The organism is Chryseolinea sp. T2, from assembly GCF_037203685.1.
Classification (GTDB): domain Bacteria; phylum Bacteroidota; class Bacteroidia; order Cytophagales; family Cyclobacteriaceae; genus Chryseolinea.
In genome coordinates, this window is record NZ_JBBCAU010000004.1 from 464,012 (window position 1) to 483,941 (window position 19,930).

At 46.8% G+C, this 19,930-nt stretch carries 22 protein-coding genes; 13 read left to right on the forward strand and 9 right to left on the reverse strand.

What is annotated here, in order from left to right:
* Positions 1-218 precede the first annotated feature (218 nt).
* Both WBG78_RS16425 and WBG78_RS16430 read left to right on the forward strand, forming a co-directional pair.
* Entirely contained in the window at positions 219-1,460 is a 1,242-nt protein-coding gene (locus WBG78_RS16425) for a hypothetical protein (protein ID WP_337327539.1), read from the forward strand.
* Positions 1,461-1,542: 82 nt separating this feature from the next.
* Positions 1,543-2,091, forward strand: a complete 549-nt coding sequence (locus WBG78_RS16430; protein ID WP_337327540.1) for a hypothetical protein — start codon at positions 1,543-1,545, stop codon at positions 2,089-2,091.
* 67 nt (positions 2,092-2,158) lie between these two features.
* Here WBG78_RS16430 and WBG78_RS16435 read toward each other — a convergent pair whose 3' ends face one another.
* Together WBG78_RS16435 and WBG78_RS16440 are read right to left on the reverse strand one after the other, a co-directional pair.
* Positions 2,159-2,650 carry a hypothetical protein gene (locus tag WBG78_RS16435; protein ID WP_337327541.1) on the reverse strand — a complete coding sequence of 164 codons (492 nt, stop codon included), beginning with the start codon at positions 2,648-2,650 and terminating at the stop codon, positions 2,159-2,161.
* A gap of 125 nt (positions 2,651-2,775) precedes the next feature.
* Positions 2,776-3,009: a hypothetical protein gene (locus WBG78_RS16440; protein ID WP_337327542.1), complete on the reverse strand. Its 234-nt coding sequence runs from the start codon at positions 3,007-3,009 to the stop codon at positions 2,776-2,778.
* 177 nt (positions 3,010-3,186) lie between these two features.
* Here WBG78_RS16440 and WBG78_RS16445 point away from each other — a divergent pair, with 177 nt between their 5' ends.
* Together WBG78_RS16445 and WBG78_RS16450 are read left to right on the forward strand one after the other, a co-directional pair.
* The gene (locus WBG78_RS16445) at positions 3,187-3,972 is read left to right on the forward strand and encodes a hypothetical protein (RefSeq protein WP_337327543.1); all 786 of its coding nucleotides are present in this window, start codon (positions 3,187-3,189) and stop codon (positions 3,970-3,972) included.
* An 89-nt stretch (positions 3,973-4,061) separates the two neighbouring features.
* Positions 4,062-4,832, forward strand: coding sequence for a PIG-L deacetylase family protein (locus tag WBG78_RS16450; RefSeq protein WP_337327544.1), 771 nt, complete (start codon positions 4,062-4,064; stop codon positions 4,830-4,832).
* A 9-nt stretch (positions 4,833-4,841) separates the two neighbouring features.
* Here WBG78_RS16450 and WBG78_RS16455 read toward each other — a convergent pair whose 3' ends face one another.
* Both WBG78_RS16455 and WBG78_RS16460 read right to left on the reverse strand, forming a co-directional pair.
* The gene (locus tag WBG78_RS16455; RefSeq protein WP_337327545.1) at positions 4,842-5,246 is read right to left on the reverse strand and encodes an NTF2 fold immunity protein; all 405 of its coding nucleotides are present in this window, start codon (positions 5,244-5,246) and stop codon (positions 4,842-4,844) included.
* Positions 5,247-5,276: 30 nt separating this feature from the next.
* On the reverse strand, positions 5,277-7,739 hold the full coding sequence (locus tag WBG78_RS16460) for an ABC transporter permease (RefSeq protein ID WP_337327546.1): 2,463 nt from the start codon (positions 7,737-7,739) through the stop codon (positions 5,277-5,279).
* A 724-nt stretch (positions 7,740-8,463) separates the two neighbouring features.
* Between WBG78_RS16460 and WBG78_RS16465 the strand changes: the two genes are divergently transcribed.
* From WBG78_RS16465 to WBG78_RS16480, 4 genes are all read left to right on the forward strand, one after another.
* Positions 8,464-9,246, forward strand: coding sequence for a hypothetical protein (locus WBG78_RS16465; protein ID WP_337327547.1), 783 nt, complete (start codon positions 8,464-8,466; stop codon positions 9,244-9,246).
* Between the two features lie 103 nt (positions 9,247-9,349).
* Positions 9,350-9,670 (forward strand): hypothetical protein, encoded by a 321-nt coding sequence (locus WBG78_RS16470; protein WP_337327548.1) that lies wholly within the window; start codon positions 9,350-9,352, stop codon positions 9,668-9,670.
* A gap of 6 nt (positions 9,671-9,676) precedes the next feature.
* A complete protein-coding gene (locus WBG78_RS16475; protein WP_337327549.1) occupies positions 9,677-10,714 on the forward strand; it encodes a glycerophosphodiester phosphodiesterase in 1,038 nt (345 codons plus the stop codon).
* Between the two features lie 88 nt (positions 10,715-10,802).
* On the forward strand, positions 10,803-11,762 hold the full coding sequence (locus tag WBG78_RS16480) for a proline iminopeptidase-family hydrolase (protein WP_337327550.1): 960 nt from the start codon (positions 10,803-10,805) through the stop codon (positions 11,760-11,762).
* 72 nt (positions 11,763-11,834) lie between these two features.
* Here WBG78_RS16480 and WBG78_RS16485 read toward each other — a convergent pair whose 3' ends face one another.
* The 5 genes from WBG78_RS16485 to WBG78_RS16505 form a co-directional block, all read right to left on the reverse strand.
* Complete coding sequence (locus WBG78_RS16485) at positions 11,835-12,425, reverse strand: DUF502 domain-containing protein (protein WP_337327551.1); 591 nt, start codon at positions 12,423-12,425, stop codon at positions 11,835-11,837.
* Between the two features lie 304 nt (positions 12,426-12,729).
* Complete coding sequence (locus WBG78_RS16490) at positions 12,730-13,113, reverse strand: YybH family protein (protein WP_337327552.1); 384 nt, start codon at positions 13,111-13,113, stop codon at positions 12,730-12,732.
* A gap of 110 nt (positions 13,114-13,223) precedes the next feature.
* Positions 13,224-13,997 carry an isocitrate lyase/PEP mutase family protein gene (locus WBG78_RS16495; protein WP_337327553.1) on the reverse strand — a complete coding sequence of 258 codons (774 nt, stop codon included), beginning with the start codon at positions 13,995-13,997 and terminating at the stop codon, positions 13,224-13,226.
* Positions 13,998-14,072: 75 nt separating this feature from the next.
* Positions 14,073-14,888, reverse strand: a complete 816-nt coding sequence (locus WBG78_RS16500; protein ID WP_337327554.1) for a helix-turn-helix transcriptional regulator — start codon at positions 14,886-14,888, stop codon at positions 14,073-14,075.
* A gap of 165 nt (positions 14,889-15,053) precedes the next feature.
* On the reverse strand, positions 15,054-15,785 hold the full coding sequence (locus WBG78_RS16505) for a hypothetical protein (protein WP_337327555.1): 732 nt from the start codon (positions 15,783-15,785) through the stop codon (positions 15,054-15,056).
* Between the two features lie 5 nt (positions 15,786-15,790).
* On the opposite strand from WBG78_RS16505, the gene WBG78_RS16510 reads away from it, so the two are divergent.
* The 5 genes from WBG78_RS16510 (at position 15,791) to WBG78_RS16530 (ending at position 19,913) form a co-directional block, all read left to right on the forward strand.
* Positions 15,791-16,813, forward strand: coding sequence for a hypothetical protein (locus WBG78_RS16510; RefSeq protein WP_337327556.1), 1,023 nt, complete (start codon positions 15,791-15,793; stop codon positions 16,811-16,813).
* Between the two features lie 110 nt (positions 16,814-16,923).
* Positions 16,924-17,517 (forward strand): hypothetical protein, encoded by a 594-nt coding sequence (locus WBG78_RS16515; protein WP_337327557.1) that lies wholly within the window; start codon positions 16,924-16,926, stop codon positions 17,515-17,517.
* Between the two features lie 77 nt (positions 17,518-17,594).
* Positions 17,595-18,299, forward strand: coding sequence for a helix-turn-helix domain-containing protein (locus tag WBG78_RS16520; protein WP_337327558.1), 705 nt, complete (start codon positions 17,595-17,597; stop codon positions 18,297-18,299).
* Positions 18,300-18,367: 68 nt separating this feature from the next.
* Positions 18,368-19,216 carry a VOC family protein gene (locus tag WBG78_RS16525; RefSeq protein ID WP_337327559.1) on the forward strand — a complete coding sequence of 283 codons (849 nt, stop codon included), beginning with the start codon at positions 18,368-18,370 and terminating at the stop codon, positions 19,214-19,216.
* 187 nt (positions 19,217-19,403) lie between these two features.
* Positions 19,404-19,913, forward strand: a complete 510-nt coding sequence (locus WBG78_RS16530; protein ID WP_337327560.1) for an HNH endonuclease — start codon at positions 19,404-19,406, stop codon at positions 19,911-19,913.
* Positions 19,914-19,930 lie beyond the last annotated feature (17 nt).

A 19,930-nucleotide genomic window follows, 5' to 3' on the forward strand; every position in this document is an offset into this window, starting at 1 on the left:
AACGGACGCGACAGATGTCGGGCGTGTCCTGACGTGTTTGGCACGAACCTGAACTGCAACGGCCAAAAGTATAAACAGGTGGGAGCCCTCGTAATATTCTCTGGGTGATATGGCGTAATACGATAAGCGCGGAGATGATGTTTTCTGACCAGCACCGGGAGCGTTGGTTTTGTTTTTTTCTCTTTCTTTGTGTCAAACCAACTTCATTTCTCGTTCCAATGTTAACGGCATTCAACACCTCGCTGAAGTTCAGGTACAGTTTGACCTTCCGGATCAAACTGTCAATCCTCGTGATGACATTTTGCCTGGCAGGCTGCAAAAAGGAAAGCACGTCTGACAATGAGTTGAACGATAGCCTTGCCTCTGCAGGAACTGATACAACGGGTATCGTCGAAGATGATGATATGATTGCACAGAACGATGGCCCGGCAGCGTTGTGGCCCCGTGCAATTATCGCTTATGATGGTCCCGTAGATAATGAGGTGAGAAAGTTGCTAGTGAGTTTTTTACCCTTGCAGAAAGTCCTTGATGCGTCAGAGAAATCTGTCGCATTAAAAGACAGCCTTGAGATGACGCACCTCGATGCAGATGGCGGCCCCGCACCAATACTCACTGAACCTTCCGATAGTGCCATATTCAGACCTGTAGAGATTGCAGCATGGCAGGCCATACAGAATTATAAGAAGTGGATTGAAGCGGGGTCTCCGGCGAAAGACGCTTGTCCGTCTTTGCTTGAACTTGAACGCTTGCAGGGCGATGACGACAAGTCAGTCTCCTATTTGCCGGAACCAGGAGCTTCAAAGTACCTTGCTAATGGCAAGTTCTTCTTTCTCGGTGGCGCGCCTTTCATAGAGGAGGTGGTCACTGAAGATGGAACACCATTCACAGATCCGAATGGCAAGCCGGAGAAGCATTACACAAGCGTGCTCAGCGAAAACGGACGATACTTCTTCAACTCGCTATACCATTTCAAAAACGTACCTGTCAAACTTGATTTTGGTAAGCCATTGCGTTCTTATGAAATGGGGCCACAGGAGGTGAATGGAGTCGGCTCGCTTATTCATCGCTTCGTGAATCCGATAACTGTATCATTCCTGACCGATGAAGGAGTCGTTCCTGCCAGGCTGATCTCGGTCGAAGTGAAACTAGTCGCCGAAAGCTTAGGATGTGTGTCCGACCAGCCACTCTACACTTTCGCGTGTGATAAGCCGATTGATCCAATGAACATCCTTGGTGTTTATGTTTCCTATAGCTCTTCGCACACAGGGTATAAACTGGTGCGACATTCCGCCGGCGTCTGGACGATTGACCTCAACGGAGATGGCATTGCCGATCTGGGTTGCGTATCGGGAGCATTCGAAGGTATTGCCAGCGACACCATGGCGGAAGTGCTATGGTATGTGAACAACAACGGCAAATGGCAGGTCCTTGACTATTCTTCCGAGCTTGATTGCACATGATCCTTATCCTTAAAGCCGGGCTGTTCTTGATTGTTAATTTTTCGAACTGAAGGTATATGATTCTATACTCTTCCGGGCAGGAATGCGCATGATTCCGAAACAACTGACAGGCATCTTTTTCCTCTGTGTATTTTTTGTCACGGTTATCGCTGCGGCAGTCTATCGTAGTATGCCCTATCCGTTGCAGGCAACTTCAGGCGAATCTTCCGCCGGCACGTGGCTGTCGGGAGTGTTGTTGGCCGTCGGCGCCACTTGCTCACTCATTAACGGGATGCAAAGCCGTAACTGGAAGTGGTATGTTATAGCTTTGTTCTTTCTGTTGCTTGCGGCCGACGAACACTTTATGTTTCATGAGCGACTTAAGGAATGGTTGATCTTCACCGACCACTCAAGACCTTTCTGGTTTTACGAAGCGCCGGTATTGATCGGTGCCGCCGCCGGCGTTCTGGTAGCCTATACGCTGGCAAGGATGTTACAGGGATCAGGCCGGCTACTGCTCTTCATTGGTGCAGTCCTCGGTTCGATATCGGTAATCATGGATGTCCTGGCGGCCGGTGTTTTGTTTGAGGATGTGTTTAAACTGCTCGCCGAGCTGACAATAGCGTGTGCGTTGCTTTACAATAAGGGCTGACGTGATTCACATCGCGTGCTATTACTGTATTCCATTTGCCCCGACAGTTCAAATGTAATACCTTAGGTTACTCCAATCGTTTAAGGTTATTTTTAGTTAGCCAGTCGTCGTAGAGGTAGTCTTTGATTTGTCTGCTCACAAATTTCTTTCTGAGGTATTTGCCAATTTCTTCAGGTTTGAGGAGCCTGATAGTAGGTTGCCTTGGAAGATCGAACAGATTCTGAAGAAGGTATCCGCATTTAACGAAGTACACCTCTCCGGGCTTCAGAGTGACGGGATAGTTAATGCTCTTTCGCTTCTGGTAGTTTGTGCGCTTGTCTGCATTCAGCGAAGGCGCCTTAGTGCCAGCATGAAGCGAAACGCGATCGAGATAGGTCTCCAGTATGATTACATCTTTAGTCTTGATCCTTCCCAGGAGGCTATCGCTGGCATAGAGTTTATAGCTCCTGTCGAAACTGAAGATGTCGAACGTTCTGAAGAGAACCACCGTTGAAAACGGCTCCGAATCACTCGAAACTGTTTTCTGCCCATGCAAAGGCAAATGAAGTACACACATCATCCCCCCAAGGAGGATTGTCTTACCGAATAAACACATACAGGAGCAGATGCTAAGAATAACTGCAATTCCGCCTAAATATTTTGCTAAAGCCCCTAAACAGTCCTACAATTCTTAATTCTTAATTCTTAATTCTTAATTCTCTCGTATCTCTCCGCATTCATTGGAAACTTGTTTTGGTATCCATCCGGCCATTGAAGGCAGAACATCGCCCACTCCGGTACATAGACTATTTTGCAGATGGGAAACTCGCCTTTGTAGTATAGCCGCACCGAGTCACCTTCATGCAGAGCGTTGCCGTTCACGTCGTACATGCCAATGAACTGTCCTTTGAAAAGATCCCCTGGAACTTGTTTACTCATAGACGCAAGATAGCATCAAAGCAAAATTAGTTTGGGCGATGAATGATGCTTTTCCTCCTATCAGGAAGATACAAGTGATTTAAGAATTGGTTGCAATATGTCCTTTTGATTATATTCGTTTGGGTGGAAATCTTCAGGAGGGGTGGTGGTCGCTTTCACCCTTTAACTCAGACATCCATGAAGAGAATACACGCCCTCGAATGGGAAGACCTGCGCTGGTTTCCGGAAAGCTGGCGCGACTACGGCACCGATTATCTCCGTTTCATTGCTATTCACTTCGGAATCTATAAGCCAGTGTTACCTTTTCTTAAGAAAGGTTTGCTTTCGAGCGGCAGCAACGAATGGGTGGATTGCGCTTCCGGTGGAGGCAGCAGCCTTGTCGATCTTGCATTGGATCTTCAATGCGATACTCCGGGTCTTAAGGTTGTTCTCACGGATTATTATCCAAACGTCAAATCATTCGAATATACGAGGAGTCAGCTTCCAGGCATCTTTAGGTATGAGTCTGCTTCCGTAAACGCGATGGACATGCCTGCTCACTTGAGGGGTAAATTCATCACTTTGTTCGGTGCTTTTCATCACTTTCGTCCCGACGAAGCAAAACGTATCCTGCAAAACGCTGTTGATACACAATCACCGATCGGCATATTTGAGCCACTAAATCGTACAGTAGCCAGTTGGTTGTCGATGCTGTTCGTTCCCATAAACACGTGGCTATTCACGCCCTTCATGCGACCTGTCCGATGGAACGTATTGCCTTTCATCTATCTCATTCCAATTGTTCCGCTGTTTATTCTCTGGGATGGCATTGCATCTATCCTCAGAATGTATTCGGCGAAAGAATTGAAGGAGCTGGTGGCATCGTTGAGGAACGGTGATACATTTCAATGGGAGATTGGTAAGACGAACAGCAAAATGCCTGTGTATTATTTGCTCGGCGTAAAGAAGAATGACGTACGGTAGAAATTCTGAATTGCTGCTAATCAGATAGTTCCTGCACTTCGAACACGACCGATAGTAAAATGCTTAATCAGCTCAATAATCAGCTCAATATGAAACTATTTCTTCTCAGTGTCTTCGTTGTAATTCTCTCAACCTGTGCCGACAGTCAGATGAGCAGAGCAATACTTGTAGTATTCGCCCATCCAGATGATGAAACCACGATCGGTCCGATAATGGCAAAGCTGGCCAAGTCGGATAAGCTTGTATACATCGTGGCTACAGATGGCCGGTACGGAACGAGGACCAAACTCTCAAGCCCCGACTCCCTGATTGCCGTACGAAAGTCGGAATGTGCCTGTTCTAAAAAAGCTCTCGGACTCGATTCCCTGATCATGTTGGATTATCATGACGGTCTCGGTTCTCAAACCAGCGTGCCTGAATATTTTAGCCAGACACGTGCTCTCCGCGATGCACTGAAGAATCACATTGAGGCAATTAGTCCAACCATGATTATCACATTCGGACCCGACGGCGATACCGGGCATGCTGATCATCGAATCGTCGGCAACCTGGTGACCGAAGTGTTGTTACGGGAAGGTTGGGTTGATAAATACCCGCTCTACTATCTCGGCTGGACGAAACAGCAGGCTGCAAAGTTCGATGTTGATGAACTGGGATATGCCGATTCCAAATATTTTAATACCTCCATTCCTTTCGATAAGGAAGATGAAAACAAATACTTCGCATCTATTCAATGCTTCGTGAGCCAGTACACAAAACAAGAAATGGCTTCCTGGATCGAAAAGGAAACGGCCGATAAGGAAAATGTTATCCACTTCCGCCGGTTTGCAGTAAGCAGTGGTCATTCATCATCCTTTTAATTGCAACCATCATTTGTAGTGACCGAGACTAATTACTCGTGCATCTCTCGAGTCAATGATAATTTCAAATCCTCCACCTCTGTCGTATCGGCCTCTCAGTGATCCTGAAAGGAACCAATATTCACCAATCTGAAATACACCGTAGGGTCGTTCGTGATGTATTTTCTCTTCGCCAAACGCACCGAACAGAAGCGGCTCGGCAATATTAATTGCAGTTTCCGAATCTTTGATCAAGATCTTCGCGCCGTATGGCCGATATCTTTTGGTAGAATCGCCGAGGATCTCATTGATTCTTCTCACGGCGAACTCACGATGGAGGGCCACTCGGTTTGGACGGTCGTAATAATTGACTGCACCGGTCAACCCGCCGAGCAATATCAATCCCCAGATGCACAACTTCGGATTGACAAACATATTTAGCTCAATAAATTTTCGCCGCGTAGCCTATTCCTGCCTCAGCGACGAGGTAGGATTTGCCGTCGCCGCCCTGAAACAAATCAATCCCACCGTCGACAGTGAAATGAACGTCAGGAACATCAGCGGCACAACAAACAACTCCCAGCCTGGTGTAACATGAAACGCAAATGCCGAAAGCCACTTCTGAGCCGCGATATACACAAGCGGTGTCGCTACAACATAGGCAACAGCAAGCAGTTTCAGGAAGTCGGCGGAGAAGAGGGACAATATCGTAAGCACTGATGCACCCAGCACTTTACGTATACCCACTTCCTTCGTCCGATGGATGACAGCGAAGATCGAAAGACCAAGCAATCCAAGGCAGGCGATCACAATGGCAAGTCCAGTGAAGATGCCAAAGATTGAACCAAGCTGCACATCGGCGGCATACTGACGATTGAAGAATTCATCGAGAAAGAAGTACTCGAACGCATTGTTGGGAAACGCCTTATCATAAATGCCTCGTATCTCATCTATCGACGCCCGCATGTTACCCGCCTCTAGATTGACAGAGAAGTAACCCCAGGCGGTGAACTCCGGGACGAGAAACATCATCGGCTCGTATTTACTCTTGAGCGATACCTGGTGATAGTCTTTGATAACGCCAACAATCTCTCCATGCTGTTCGCGGGGTCCCATACCAAAACTCACTTTCTGATGTATCGCCTCTTCAGGATTTTGAAAACCCAGTTGATGAATAAGCGACTCATTCACAATTAAAGGAGCCTCATGATCATATGAAAAGATATCCTTCTCGGAAAATGAACGTCCACTGAGCAGCTTCATCTGATAGGTGTCGAAGAAGTCCTTATCAACGCTTTGCTGAAAGCAATTGAAATCAGCGTCGTGTGTAAGCCCCTGTTTGCGTATACCGTTACGTGCAAGCAACACTCGTCCCGGTATTCCATCTGATGCTGCCGAATTTTTAACGGCCGACACCCGTTCAAGTTCATTCTTAAAGAAGGTAACATGATTGGCCAGTGTGGAGTCAAACACAGCGGGCGACTTAATAACCAGTATCTGGTCTTTGTTGTACCCTAGATCCTGTTTCTGCATGAAGGCCATCTGACGATACATAATGATCGTGCCGGCAATGAGGAATATTGACAATGCATATTGAAAGGTCACCAATCCCTTGCGCAGCAGTTGGCCTGAAGATGACTTATAGAATTTGCCCTTGAGGACCAGTGCCGGATTGAATGATGACAACAGAAGGGCAGGGTAACTTCCGACCAATAGTGTTCCCGTTATCAGGATACCGACGGCCAGCATCCAGATGCCGGCAGATCCGCCTACATGGCTGTCAAAAAGTACCGTGCTGAGATGCTTGCCTACGAGCTGCTCAAACAAAGGAAGCGTGATCATCAAAAAACAGGCGGCGGTGATCAACGCGAGGAAATTCACCAGGAATGCGTCGAAGAAGAATTGTATGATGAGTTGTGTCCGGTTCGCTCCAACCACCTTACGCAACCCTACTTCTTTACTTCTCTCCAGCGATTTTGCCGTGGATAAGTTGATGTAGTTTATCCAGGCAACTACGAGAATAAATATGCCCAGTAACCCGAGGAAGTAAACCACTCTCTCGCTGCCGTTCACGTCCTGCTCAAGAGACAAATTGGATGTAAGATGAATCGACTTGATAGGTTGGAGATGAAGTTTGATGTCCCATTTATATTCCTTCACGACATCACCGAGATACTTATCAACCATACCGGGAAACTTGTCCGTGACATTCTTCGCATCAACACCGGGCTTCAGGAGTACATAGTTGTAGAACTCGGGCCAGCGCCATTGGTCGTATCCCCAGTTTTCACCTACAGAAGAAAATGAAACCAGCGCGTTGAAGGACAGATGAGAATTCTCGGGAATATCTTTGAGCACGCCTGTGATGGTGAGGTTCACCTCGCGGTTCAGACTCAATTGCTTGCCAAGGCCGGGCTCCTCTCCGAAAAACTTCTTCTTCAGCGACTCAGTGATTACCACAGAGTTCTTTTCAACCAAAGCCGACGCAGCATCTCCTTCAACAAGAGGGTACGAGAACATGGTAAGAAAAGGACCGTCGGCCAGGAACATCTTTTCTTCATTGAATGAGGTAAGGTTGCCTTGCTTGTCCTGCGACGACAGCGTGATCGAATTCACGAAGAAGTTTGTCTTGGCTAGACGCGCGAAAGTTTCCACCTCCGGAAAGTCTGCCTTCATGGCCGGTGCTACAGCGGGATGGTTGGCTGCCGACTGATTAAAGGAACCATTGCTTTCCTGACTGCTGATGGTGACACGGTATAGCCTGTCGCCGTTCACATTGTATGTATCATAGCTTCGTTCGAATTGTATGTAGCAATAAATGAGGCCGCATACACAAAGCCCGATTGCAAGACCGGCGATGTTAATGGCAGAGAAGAGACGGTTCCGAAGGAGAGTTCTCCAGGCTACGGTAAGATAATTTCTGAACATGGTGCTTGTATTCAGCTAGTCAAATTCAAAAGTTGTTCCAGAGCTGCAGTGCAGCAAAAGAATTGAATTTGACGTGCTTTCGAAGTGTGTTGGCGCATGGCCCGTTCGTTGTTGAAGATTGACGTTCGTTTTCGGGCATGGGGTGTTTCGTGTTTCTTACCTGTGAACGATTGCGCAGTTCAAGCGGAGTCGTCATTGTTTTGGACCTTTTGTCTGCACTTAAACGAGTCACCTCAACCTTTCGTCAAGAAACCTGCGCCACAAGACATCGCCTGAGATTTGGTCTGAAAGTTTCAACGTATAATAGAGTATGGTTTGAGTTCAATCTTTTATCTCGGGCTTTTGAAGTCACGCTGGGTGGTTACGCAAGAACGCCTCTCATGATCATCCTGTCAATCGGAGAACGGAATTGTTGGTGGCAGTTCCCTCATCCAGGTAGCGTGATTTTGAAATAAAGCATTATGAATTCTATGGTGAGCTGTAACCATTTGAATTTTGTTTGGTCTTTAGTATGATATGATTAATGATCAGGCCAACGGAACCATGGATATGTTCAGTAAGGAACAACCTAGCTGTTCACATCTGAACAAAATACATCGTGATGATTGATAAAGCAGATTGAATAACAAACAATCTGCGACGGCATGATAATTGGCTACCCGACTATCGTGCGCCCGCTGATTCCTCTATAATAGTTAATAGTTTTTTTTAACCATCATTCAGTATGTACGCAAAATGTATACTGCTGCTACTCCTATGCTTGTTGCTTACCAGTTCACTGACGGCCAGGATGCGGAACGGATATGCGCCCGAACTTTCTATCGCACGCGAGTGTCTTCAACTATTGAGTCAACGATTATTATTCGAACCTGATATGTCGGAGCGGGAGCGAAGGAAGATACACACAGCAATAAAGAAGCACGCGGATGTAATTGCTATGTATGAGCTCACCCAGTCATTGCTTCTGCAATTTAAGGCCGTCTCACCAAAAATGTATGCGCTCATGGACGCACTGGAAGACAAGCGCGGAAGGGAAACGGATGTCTATGTGCGCTTTGTTCCCGAACAGAAGTCACCCATGAAGTTGAGCGGCACGAGCTTCTTCCGGGTATCCCCGACGGATACTGACGCCAGTCAATCCCGGTTTGGAAAGTTCACTGTCGCTATCGATATATGGATCTGCGATACTTCCCTTAACATTCTCGCCCACGAGCTGGGACACACGAGCTATATAGTGCCCAACCTCGCCGCATACCTGTCTTACTACGGAAATATTTACAGAAGCCCCTTGACAGCAACGCATGTCGGTCATAGTCCCACCGACGCCAGCGGAAGGATGGCCTATTCATTCGGCCAGCAGTATCTGCGCGATCGCCGCGCTTACAAATCGTCGATGGGCACGCTTCCACGCGTGGCAACTGTGATGAAGGATGTTAAGAGAACGATCTACGAATCGGTCGAATCGCGTTTCAACGATCTGATTGCCTCCTCAGTTTCTTACGAATAGTTTTTTATTCCCATTTGGTCTTTGCTGATAATGTGTTTGTTTTACGGATCATAGTGAGCCGTCTGGCGCTATAGTGCTGCCTCGCTGCTTCGTAACAAACCTCATGGCTAAGTTCCTCAGGAGAATCTTCATCTTTTCGCTGTTTGCTGCAGCGTTCTATTTCTGTTTTGGGTTCTTTATCGTTCAGCCGATCGGAAAGTTGAAGGACGGCTCTACCATCTTATACTTTCGTCTGGGGGCAAACGGCAGGTTCATCTCCTCAATAGATGGCGTTCTTCTCGACAATAGCGAAGACATAAATCTGGTCAGTAGGATGTTTGTGTTGGGAAAACTGGGCAAGGTCGTTAATGAACGAAAGGTGGCGTCGTTTCCTTATTCCAACACGCTGTACCTGATATCGACCAATGGTAAAGACTTCAATTGACGGAATATGATGCATAAACTGATAACTTTGTTGTTCTGCCTTACGCTATTCTCTGTGTCCCCCGAAAATATGCCCGTTCAGCAAATCTTCCTCACCGGATATGTGATTAATGATAATTCCGACGTTGTTGGTGAAGTGTTGAGCAGGCAAGGCAAAATTACTTCTGCCACCGTAAGTGGCAAAGATGCTGCTGTGTTCAGCATTGGGAAGGACAATGTTCTACATGTAAGAAGCTCAAAACTGAAGAGCACACAGCAACGCTTTGAAATCGAGATTAGGGCGTCAACATCTTCTGGCGAAGTGACTTCAACTTTCATCATAATTAAAAATGATTTTATTCGGAATAGGGTAGTGGCTCATCGCGGCGCCTGGAAGAATACAGGAGCACCGGAGAACTCGATTGCTTCATTGAAGCACGCTATAAAGCTTGGCTGTGAGGGGAGCGAGTTTGACGTTCACATGTCGTCCGATTCCGTTCCATTGGTGAATCATGATAATTCTATTCAGGGCGTCTCCATCGCAAAGTCGACTGCATCTGAATTATTGAAGATTAGCCTGCCCAACGGCGAGCCTATGCCTACTCTCGAAGGCTACCTGAAGACGGGCATGGAACAATTGAAGACGAAATTGATTCTTGAAATCAAGTCGTCGGAGATGGGCAAGGAAAGCTCTATTGCATTGACCCGCAAGATTGTGGCGATGGTCGAGAGCCTCCACGCGCAGGCCTGGGTCGACTACATTGCCTTCGATTTTGATGTATGCAGGGAAGTGCTACGACTAGCTCCTTACGCCAAAGTTGCTTATCTGAATGGCGACAAGTCGCCGGAAGAGCTGGTGGCCGACCATTTCTTCGGACTCGACTACCACTTCAAAATAATTCAAAAGAATCCGGATTGGATCAGGGATGCTCATGAACGAAAGCTTACCGTCAATGTATGGACGGTGAATGATGCGGATCTGATGAAAGATTTGTTGAAGCAAAATGTTGAATTCATCACTACGAATGAACCGGAGGCACTGCTGGATTTGATCCGAAGCAAATAGTTTCCCTATCAGCTCGCAATGGTTGACCGGCATTGTGGCCCCATAAGGCATGTGGTTTTGTTATCTTGTGAATCTTAAGTAATACTACATGAAAAATCGCCGGACTTTTCCTGCCTCCATCGTCCTTGCCTTTGTCATATTCACTTTCGGTTGTCAATCGCGACCGGCTCTTGCACCTGGAGAAGGATATGTTGACGTAAAGGGTGGAAAGATATGGTACAGAGTTATAGGAAAAGGGAAGCGCACACCGCTGATGCTTACTCATGGCGGGCCAGGAGGGACAAGCAGAAGCTTTTACCAGCTCGCATCCATTGGCGAAGATCGCCCGATCATCTTGTTTGACCAGCTTGGCAGCGGCCGCTCAGGATATCATGAGGACACCACATTGTTAACGGTCGATAACTTTGTTGAACAGGTAGCAGCTCTGAAGACGGAATTGGGACTTCAGACGTTTTACCTTCATGGGCATTCTTGGGGAACGGCACTGGCGCTGGAGTACTATGAAAAGTATCCTCAGGGTATCAAAGGACTGATCTTCAATAGTCCTTACTTCAATACGAGGCTTTGGAAAGCCGACGCCGACACATTGATTATGGGGCTCCCGGACTCCACTCAGCGGGCAATATATGAGGGAGAGAAAACTGGTGATTTTGAAGCGGCAGCATATTTGGCAGCCAATGAGATCTATGCGAAAAATTTCGGGCTGAGAAAGACCCGCCTTACAAGCGAACTTGATACTGTACCCGCTCCTGGAAACAAGTTCATCTACAAATACATGTGGGGGCCCACCGAATTCACGGCAACGGGAACGTTGAAGTCGTACGATAATCTTGATGAGTTGAAGAACATCGACGTCCCCACGCTGTTCATCACCGGCGAGTTTGACGAAGCGCGACCTAAGACGGTGCGTTACTTTCAAACCCTTGTTGCCGGCTCGAAGCTGGTAGTTATAGAAGGCGCCGGCCATGGCACTATGCACGACAACCGGGAACAAAACATTGCTGCAATTAAGACATTTCTGGACTCACTCGACGCAAAGGGCCTCTAGCCCCAGGGATCTCAAAGGATAATCAATGAGTTTGACGCCATCATGCGCCAGCCAATTCTTAACTCTTAATTCTTAATTTTTCTCCGCCTCATTCGCCCATGCCAACGTTCCCTTGCCATATCGTTGTATGTAACGGGCCGCCTTTCCTGTAGGAACGTTTACTATTTTCACTGCTTCGTTTGGCACAATCTTTAGTTCGCCAGAATCATGCCGCGGTGCTTCAGGAATGAACACAACACTGTTCTTGTCGTCCTGTTCCGATAGAAAGCCGACACTCCAGCCATCTTCACCTTTAACGAGAACTGTCTTAAGGTTGGCAGCATCGCCGTGCCCGACCACGTCAGCAGCGATGGATTTAATCATCGTATAGCCGGGCAGGTACGCAAGCACATTCTCCTCCAGCCAGTCGATATGCCTGCGGATTGATTTAGAATGAAAGATCAATCCGGCAACAAAACAAACCAGGATCAGCAATACGATAGCCAGAATGTTGCTACCGTCCAGCCCTAAGATAATGTCTGGAAGCCTATCAGTGAGTGGCTTTGAAAGTCTCAGCATGATAAGTTTTGCCCTGTTAAGAATAATGATGGATATCACTACTGGAATAAGAAAAAGAATTCCACCTGTTATGGTCGTGCGGAGGAAGTGTAATACTGGTTTCATAGGTTGTAAGTTTGGGCATCATGAACATTTAGCGATAGGCCAGTTTGGGCAAACTCACATGCGCTGCCGGTGGCGAGAAGTTGTTCAGGGTGTTGCCTAAATATAGTAACCTCAAATCATTAGTTGATCTGTCGATTTGGTGATTTGTTGATTTAATAGCACCAACAAACTCCGACCAAGCGTCACAATTGAAAGAGCCCGCCGATATCAGCAGGCTCTTTACATTTAGGACAGTTCTAAGTGATCCTCACTCTCGCACTGTTCCTCACTCTGTTCCAAGTGATCCTCACTCTCGCACTGTTCCTCACTCTGTTCCCAGCGATCCTTCGGCGCCAAATGCGTGGTCGATCAGTACCTTCCATGTTCCATCGGGTTGACGCTTCAGCAACTCGACACCTTTGGCAGCAACCTTGGTTTCATTCCCGTCCTTAATGCTCCATTCGGAACGACCTACAGCTACATCCCCGGACTCAAGGCAATACACGGTCTTGATTTCCATCACACCCTTGATGCCGAGAATTCCTTTAACGGCGGCTTCAAATTTTTCTCTTCCGCTCACCGGGTTGCCCGGCTCGGCGACAATGATTCCGTTTGTGTCGTACATGCTAAGTACTGTCTTGAGATCGCCGGTGTTGTATGCGGCCGCTAAACTGCGATGCGCTTCATGCGCGTTAACTGGTAGTTTCATATGAACGTTTTTTTGGTTTATTTATAAAAAGGATATTCAATGATGTTTTCATCCGAGAACGTTGTCCTCGTCAGTTCATTAGGATGTATTTCCTTGTTTAGGATGTACAACTAAAGAATACTTTTAAAGCTTCCCTCGCTGATCACGTTCGAGGCGAGTTCTTTAGCGCGACCATAAGTCTTCATCTGAAGAAACGGTCCCATACTTGCCCTCCTCACACCCAGCGATTGCAGCTTTGTGAAATCGGGAAGGCCTGGTATGCACATCACATTCAGTGGAAGAGGACTCGCTTCGACCGCAGCTTTGATATCGTCTTCCTGACTGATCACCGGAAGAAAAAGCCCATCTGCGCCGGCTGATGCGTATAGCTTTGCACGCCGAGAGGATTCGTCTCGTGCATTGGCGGTTTTCAGTAAATAGGTATCACTTCGTACGTTGATAAATAGTGACTTTCCCTCACGCTGAAGACTGTTCTTCAGATGTTGAATAGTCTTTGCAAAGTCTTCGGCGCTCCCCAGCGTTCGTTTTGAATTGGTGATGATCGAATCCTCGATGTTGATCCCGGCTACTCCTGCACCCACCAGCCTTTGGATATTAGCATAGATTGAAGATGGTGTTGTACCATAGCCCATCTCCATATCTACCGTTACCGGTACTTTCACTGATGCGGTTATACGTTTGATGATCATCAGATATTCCTCGAACGACATCTGCTCACCGTCGTCATATCCAAGCGCTGAGGCAACGGCTGCGCTGGATGTTCCTATAGCTTTGAATCCAAGGTCCTGCAATATCATGGCGCTTCGTGCGTCCCATGCATTGGGTAATACAAATAACTCCTTCACCTGGTGAAGGGCGTCGAATTCCTCAAATGTGGATTTCATTTCTTTACTCGCTGTGTCGTTTAACATGTTACAAAGATGCAACGCGCCACGATCAGAGAATTGTACAGAACGGAACTACTTATTGGGAGATGCCAGAATGGCTGAGGAATTTTCTCCATCAAATCGCGACGGCGTATTTCCAGTGAATGATTTGAATTCGCGGATGAAATGTGACTGATCGAAATAGCCGCTCTGATAAGCGATTGAGGTGAGGGATAGGTCACCCTTGCCAATGAGGACCAAACTCTTCTGAAAGCGGTTAATCTTGCTGAAGAGTTTTGGCGTTAAACCGGTGTGCTGTAAAAAGATCTTTTGAAGATAACGAGAGGTGATACCGTATCGCGATGCAACGTTATCGATGTTATCGAAGAAGTCGTCACGCGTCAATTCGTTCATCACCATTTTGACTAGCGTGCTCTTGTCTCGGCGTTTTTCATGAAGTGCAAGTCGCCTGTGGAGGAAGCTTTCAAGAAGCACTATTCTTCCGGCGATGGCAGCAGTATCCTGAAGCTGTTCATACAACTCATCAACCTCCGTCCCCATTACGCCTCGGAGTTCTACGATGTTGTCGTTGAACAAGCTGACGTCATCGTTGAGGAATATGGCAGCTCCAAAAGGATGAAATCGTATTCCCAACATTAAGCTGTTTCCCGAAAGCCTGATGGGAATCGGCCGGACGATCTGCCCCCACAACTCCATTTTGGCGGTGTGAGTAAACTTTCCTTTCTCCTGCGTTTCCCATCGAGACCCCTGGAGATTGAACATCACCTCGACACAGCCGGTAGCGAAGGCGTTGTCATTGATGATCTTCTGATCGGCAGCCTCAAAAACGTAGTAACATTTGACGTAGCTGCGCAATGACTCTGACGGTATGTATTCCTGGTAGTTCAAACCGTAATTGAAGTATTATCTATTGAAGATCCACGGTAATAATTCAGCATGCTAACGAGTGACCAACATTCAGTGTGCTATTTCAGATCAACGGATATTGGAGCCGAAAGATTCGAATCTTATGTGCAAAGAAATTGTACAAATCGGAACTGTCACTACCTGCCTTCAGATATCAAGATCAAAGTCCCTTAGAACAATATTATCCATGCCTTTGGGGTCGAATGGATACTCGATCAATTTCTGGAAGTTGGCCAGAGTAATCAGCAGGAAGCTGCCGAAACCGCAGCCCAGATAGATTGCCCAGTGGGGAAGGTCTTTAAACAGATGCAGAACTATCGGTGCCTGAATCAGTGGAAAGAGCATGATGAACAACGTAGAATAGAACCGGATCCCATACATAGTTCTGTGGCGCACGAGACTGATCAGGAAGGTGGAACTTTCCGTCATGTCCTTTATGTAACGGATTATGCGAAGCACATTTCGTTTTGAGATTTCTTCGCGATACTTATCGGCAAACGCCATAACCTCGTTAAGCTTGAGCTGCATGGTAGCATATTCAACCTTGTAGCCTTCCAGTTGCGCGACCAGTGTAGCAAACATTGATTTAAGCAGATTGCGTATCTCCGCTTTCTTGTCGTCCGGCAGATTCTGCGATACAACAAATGAATAATGCACGGCCATCGCACCGGCTTTGAACTGGCTGAAATATTCGAGCGCCTTCTCTCGCCTCTTGAATGCAGCCTGCAACGAGAAATGGAGAGGGAATACGATGATCACCCCAAACAAAAGCAGGTTGTGACTCAATCTTAGATCATAGGTGATCGCCAAAAAAGCGGCTGCCTGGGAAATCAAAATGGTCAGGAAAGTTCGTACATTGAAGTAATTCAGCACCTTCATTCGAAATGAAAAGAAAATTGGGATTGTTGTTCCTGTTAGGACTATGCGTTTTAACCGCCACTGCCCAGAAAGTTACTCCGCTCTTTCAATCAAAAGAGGCGATCAATCTTCGCGCGACGGGATCTGTCAAATCTATCAAAAAGAAGACGAATGATTCAACCTTTGTCTCAGTAAAGTTTGAATACGAGGAGTCGCCCGAAAAATGGAAGACGCTTCCAACGGAAGCCCGTGTTCGCGGCAATTTCCGACTCCGTTATTGTTATTTTCCTCCGTTGAAAGTCAAGTTCAGCAAAGACGACATAGATTCAACTCTCTTTCATGGGAACAAATCATTGAAGATTGTCATGCCGTGCCGGATTACTTCTGACATGAATCAACTCATCCGACGCGAATACATTTGCTACAAGTTTTATGAGACCGTATCTCCCTATCATTTCCTGACACGCCTGGCAAATCTCCACCTGACAGAGGTTACGGCGAAAAAGCCGCGTGAATACGACTTACTTACCTTTCTGGTGGAGGACAATTCAAATGTTGCGAAACGTTCAAATGGCAAGATCATGGAAGTGAAGGGACTAAGTCCCGCTGCATTCGAGGAAAAGCAGGCACTTCGAAACGACTACTTTCAATATATGATCAGTAACGCCGATTGGTCCGCCGTTTATCAGCACAACACGAACGTGCTATACGCCGATTCAAAGTATATAACCTTATCGTATGATTTCGACATGTCTGGCTTCGTGAATGCATACTACGCGCGCGAGAACCCGCCAAATCTGGGTACAGGCGATATTCGTGACAGAGTGTACCGCGGCTTCTGTAAGTCGCCGGAAGCGATGCAGGAAATCAGAAAAGAGTACCTCGACAAAGAGACCGAGTTACAGGGATTGATCGACGAACAAAAAGAGCACTTTTCAGAGGTGGAATTAAAAGATATGCACAATTTTACCAATGATTTTTTTGATATCTTCAGGGATGATTATCGCTTCAAAACGAAAATCCTGGATGCCTGCAGAACAGAGAAGTAGACATATTTCATTGCTTTCGATCCAGTTAGAATCATCGTTTAATAGCAACGAATTGCAATTGCTTATCGTTTAAAACTTGTGATGATATCAAATCAACATATAGCCATAACATGAAGAGCGCTGCCCTCAAGTCTAACCTCGAACCAATGATTGCCAGTCTTTCTTTTATGAAACGGCACTGGATTGTGTTAGTATCATTGGGTTTGATAGCTGCATTGGGCAGGGTGATTCAGTTGGGCGGTTTTGGCGAAGTATCACGGTTGACCCACACGCTGCTGGAGATCGTCGTCGAAGCGTCGCGTGTAGCCATCTTGTTGTTTGTTTTGGGAGTAGCAAATGTGCGAAAAGGGCTGCAACAAGTTGTTCGGCTGGTTACAGGTAAGATTCAGTTTCGAAGTTATTCGGGCCACGCCTGGAGCAAGATGAAATCACGCTGGTCAGCATTGACATTCAGCTTAGTCCTCTTCGGGTTGATCGCCTGGGGCTTGAATCTACTCATCAATCAGCTGGCCTACGAAACCTGCTTGTATCTCACACTGAAACGTGAGGGAATTCTCGTCGGCACCTCATCCGAATGGACCATTCTCCTGTTCTTTAAAAACCTTTCGGTGATACCTTTCACACTGGTATTCGAAACTGTCTTGGTGCTTTGGCTCGCGAATAAAGCACCGCTTCCGGAGAAGCATTCGGTGAGCCTTCACTGATCAATGTTATGAGGTACTGGTATCAGGCTCCTTGCGAGAATTTGGCGAACTACATTCGTACAATTTTGGTTGTCGATATGTTTTCAGAAGACGTTCGCCCAAATGTTCCGTTGGTGGTGGCGGGTATGGCAGCAGTGCTCGTACAACTCACACCGGGTGCAGACAGGACAGATGATGTTGAAATAACTTTGTATGGTACTCCGATACCTACCGACTTCGAGGTCAGCACCAATCACGCCATTACAATCATCTATGGTTTTAAGCCGTTCTCTATGGCTGCACTATTTGGTATTGATGCGTCGGCTTTAGCAAAGAATCCTATATCGTGCGACGACTGGAACAGTAAGACCGCAGGTTCTTTGAAGGATCGACTAATGGCGGCCTCACATCCCCTGCAAATGATAAACGTGCTGGACGAGTTCTTTATTACTCAACTGGCTCATCATTCACAGGCGTGCGAGGCAATCAGAATTGCTACGGACAACATTATGATTAATCCCGATGCCGATATGCTGAGCCAGCTGCCGGATCAATTGAACATGACCCGTCGTACTTTTCAAAGGATGTTCAAAAAGTATGTTGGAATCAGTGCTACAGAATACCGGCGCATTTGTCAGTTTCAGCAATCCTTCCAGCAGGTGAGGTCAAAGCAATTTGATAAGCTCTCAGATGTTGCCGCAGACAACGGATTTACGGATCAAAGTCATTTTGTAAGGTCGTTTCGCGAGTTCTCGAGCACGACTCCGGGAAAGTATGTGGAACATGGTTTGAAGCCAAAATGAATTTTGTCGTTTTTATTCTATTTATCGCCTGGTGGCAATAGTAGTTTCGTTCATCAAAATATGAACACATGAAAGAAAAAATTACCCCGTGTCTCTGGTTTAACGGGCAGGCTAGAGACGCTGCCGCCATGTATTGCGCGGCATTTAAGTCATCGAAGATAACATCCCAGTCACCCTTTGTAACAGGTATCGAAGTGGCGGGCCAGCATCTCACGTTGTTGGATGGTGGACCGATGTATAAACCCAACGCGTCGATTTCATTTTACGTGGGCTGTGAAACGGTGGAGGAATTTGATCAGGCCTGGAACGCTTTGATTAAGGGAGGAACCATTGTAAGCAAACCGGAAAAGACTCAGTGGAGTGAAAAGTATGGATGGGTGACGGATGCATTTGCTGTCTCATGGCAGTTGGGCATTCAACAGAAAAGGGACATTCGCCAGAAGATCACGCCGTATCTGATGTTTACCGGTGATCAATACGGTCATGCAGCGGCCGCTATTCGTCATTACGAAGAGGTGTTCAGGACGGCATCGACAGAAGGCGTCGTTCGCTATGGACCTGACGATGCCCCCGAGAAGGACGGCTTGATTCGACATGCTGAAATACAATTGATGGATCAGAAGTTTATGGTGTCTGAGGTTGTATCTGCAGACGTTCCATTTTCTGAAGGTGTGTCTCTGACGGTGCATTGTGAAAACCAGGAAGAGGTCGATTACTACTGGAACAAACTGACCGAAGGTGGCAAGGAAAGTATGTGTGGTTGGCTGAAGGATCGCTTTGGAGTTTCCTGGCAGATCATTCCAACGATTCTCACCAAACTAATGAGCGATCCCAAAAAGGCCGGTAAGGCAGCTCAGGCATTCATGAGCATGCGAAAGCTGGACATTGAACAGATCGTCCAGGCGTCAATCGCCTGATCGTAACTCCATTACCCTTCTTTAATGCCTCAAAAGCCAGGAAAACCATCCTGGCTTTGTTAGTTTGACATTTGGTCTTAAATTACATTCACAAAAGTTACTGACCATTTTTGTTCAGCACTTCTCATTTTTTGTACCCTGCTTATTTGTTAAGTGATGGGGTGAAGTAAAAAATTAAAAGGCATTCATGAACAGCAGGGTATTGGTACTTAATCAGGACAATAGTCCACTGATGGTGTGTTCCGTCGAACGCGCATTTATACTTGTGTTTCTGAACAAGAGCGAACTGGTACGTCCTGCGAATGGACACCGCTTGCATTCGGTCACCAAAAGTTTTCCGATGCCATCGGTCATACGCCTCAATAGATATGTTAACGCCCCTTACAAGGGCGTTAATCTTACCAGGCAAAACATATTCAAGCGCGACAATTTCGAGTGTCAATATTGCGGAACGCGGCGCGACCTTACGATCGACCACGTAGTTCCCCGTGCTAAGGGCGGAGGAGACTCATGGCTCAATCTTGTCGCAGCGTGCAAGCGTTGCAATGCCAAGAAGGGCGACTATTCGCCCGATGAGGCTAATATGCCCTTACGCAAAAAACCATATAAACCTTCTTACGCCATCTTCCTGAAAGACCATATGAGCGGGCAGGACGATGAGTGGGACTCTTACTTAAACGGCTCACATTCTCATTGATTTCATTTTAATCTTTC

What these genes read in the sequence shown, in the direction of transcription:
- WBG78_RS16425 (WP_337327539.1), top strand. Translation starts at nt 219, where the DNA reads ATGTTAACGGCATTCAACACCTCGCTGAAGTTCAGGTACAGTTTGACC.
- WBG78_RS16430 (WP_337327540.1), top strand. Translation starts at nt 1,543, where the DNA reads ATGCGCATGATTCCGAAACAACTGACAGGCATCTTTTTCCTCTGTGTA.
- WBG78_RS16435 (WP_337327541.1), bottom strand. Translation starts at nt 2,650, where the DNA reads ATGATGTGTGTACTTCATTTGCCTTTGCATGGGCAGAAAACAGTTTCG.
- WBG78_RS16440 (WP_337327542.1), bottom strand. Translation starts at nt 3,009, where the DNA reads ATGAGTAAACAAGTTCCAGGGGATCTTTTCAAAGGACAGTTCATTGGC.
- WBG78_RS16445 (WP_337327543.1), top strand. Translation starts at nt 3,187, where the DNA reads ATGAAGAGAATACACGCCCTCGAATGGGAAGACCTGCGCTGGTTTCCG.
- WBG78_RS16450 (WP_337327544.1), top strand. Translation starts at nt 4,062, where the DNA reads ATGAAACTATTTCTTCTCAGTGTCTTCGTTGTAATTCTCTCAACCTGT.
- WBG78_RS16455 (WP_337327545.1), bottom strand. Translation starts at nt 5,246, where the DNA reads ATGTTTGTCAATCCGAAGTTGTGCATCTGGGGATTGATATTGCTCGGC.
- WBG78_RS16460 (WP_337327546.1), bottom strand. Translation starts at nt 7,739, where the DNA reads ATGTTCAGAAATTATCTTACCGTAGCCTGGAGAACTCTCCTTCGGAAC.
- WBG78_RS16465 (WP_337327547.1), top strand. Translation starts at nt 8,464, where the DNA reads ATGTACGCAAAATGTATACTGCTGCTACTCCTATGCTTGTTGCTTACC.
- WBG78_RS16470 (WP_337327548.1), top strand. Translation starts at nt 9,350, where the DNA reads ATGGCTAAGTTCCTCAGGAGAATCTTCATCTTTTCGCTGTTTGCTGCA.
- WBG78_RS16475 (WP_337327549.1), top strand. Translation starts at nt 9,677, where the DNA reads ATGATGCATAAACTGATAACTTTGTTGTTCTGCCTTACGCTATTCTCT.
- WBG78_RS16480 (WP_337327550.1), top strand. Translation starts at nt 10,803, where the DNA reads ATGAAAAATCGCCGGACTTTTCCTGCCTCCATCGTCCTTGCCTTTGTC.
- WBG78_RS16485 (WP_337327551.1), bottom strand. Translation starts at nt 12,425, where the DNA reads ATGAAACCAGTATTACACTTCCTCCGCACGACCATAACAGGTGGAATT.
- WBG78_RS16490 (WP_337327552.1), bottom strand. Translation starts at nt 13,113, where the DNA reads ATGAAACTACCAGTTAACGCGCATGAAGCGCATCGCAGTTTAGCGGCC.
- WBG78_RS16495 (WP_337327553.1), bottom strand. Translation starts at nt 13,997, where the DNA reads ATGAAATCCACATTTGAGGAATTCGACGCCCTTCACCAGGTGAAGGAG.
- WBG78_RS16505 (WP_337327555.1), bottom strand. Translation starts at nt 15,785, where the DNA reads ATGAAGGTGCTGAATTACTTCAATGTACGAACTTTCCTGACCATTTTG.
- WBG78_RS16510 (WP_337327556.1), top strand. Translation starts at nt 15,791, where the DNA reads ATGAAAAGAAAATTGGGATTGTTGTTCCTGTTAGGACTATGCGTTTTA.
- WBG78_RS16515 (WP_337327557.1), top strand. Translation starts at nt 16,924, where the DNA reads ATGAAGAGCGCTGCCCTCAAGTCTAACCTCGAACCAATGATTGCCAGT.
- WBG78_RS16520 (WP_337327558.1), top strand. Translation starts at nt 17,595, where the DNA reads ATGTTTTCAGAAGACGTTCGCCCAAATGTTCCGTTGGTGGTGGCGGGT.
- WBG78_RS16525 (WP_337327559.1), top strand. Translation starts at nt 18,368, where the DNA reads ATGAAAGAAAAAATTACCCCGTGTCTCTGGTTTAACGGGCAGGCTAGA.
- WBG78_RS16530 (WP_337327560.1), top strand. Translation starts at nt 19,404, where the DNA reads ATGAACAGCAGGGTATTGGTACTTAATCAGGACAATAGTCCACTGATG.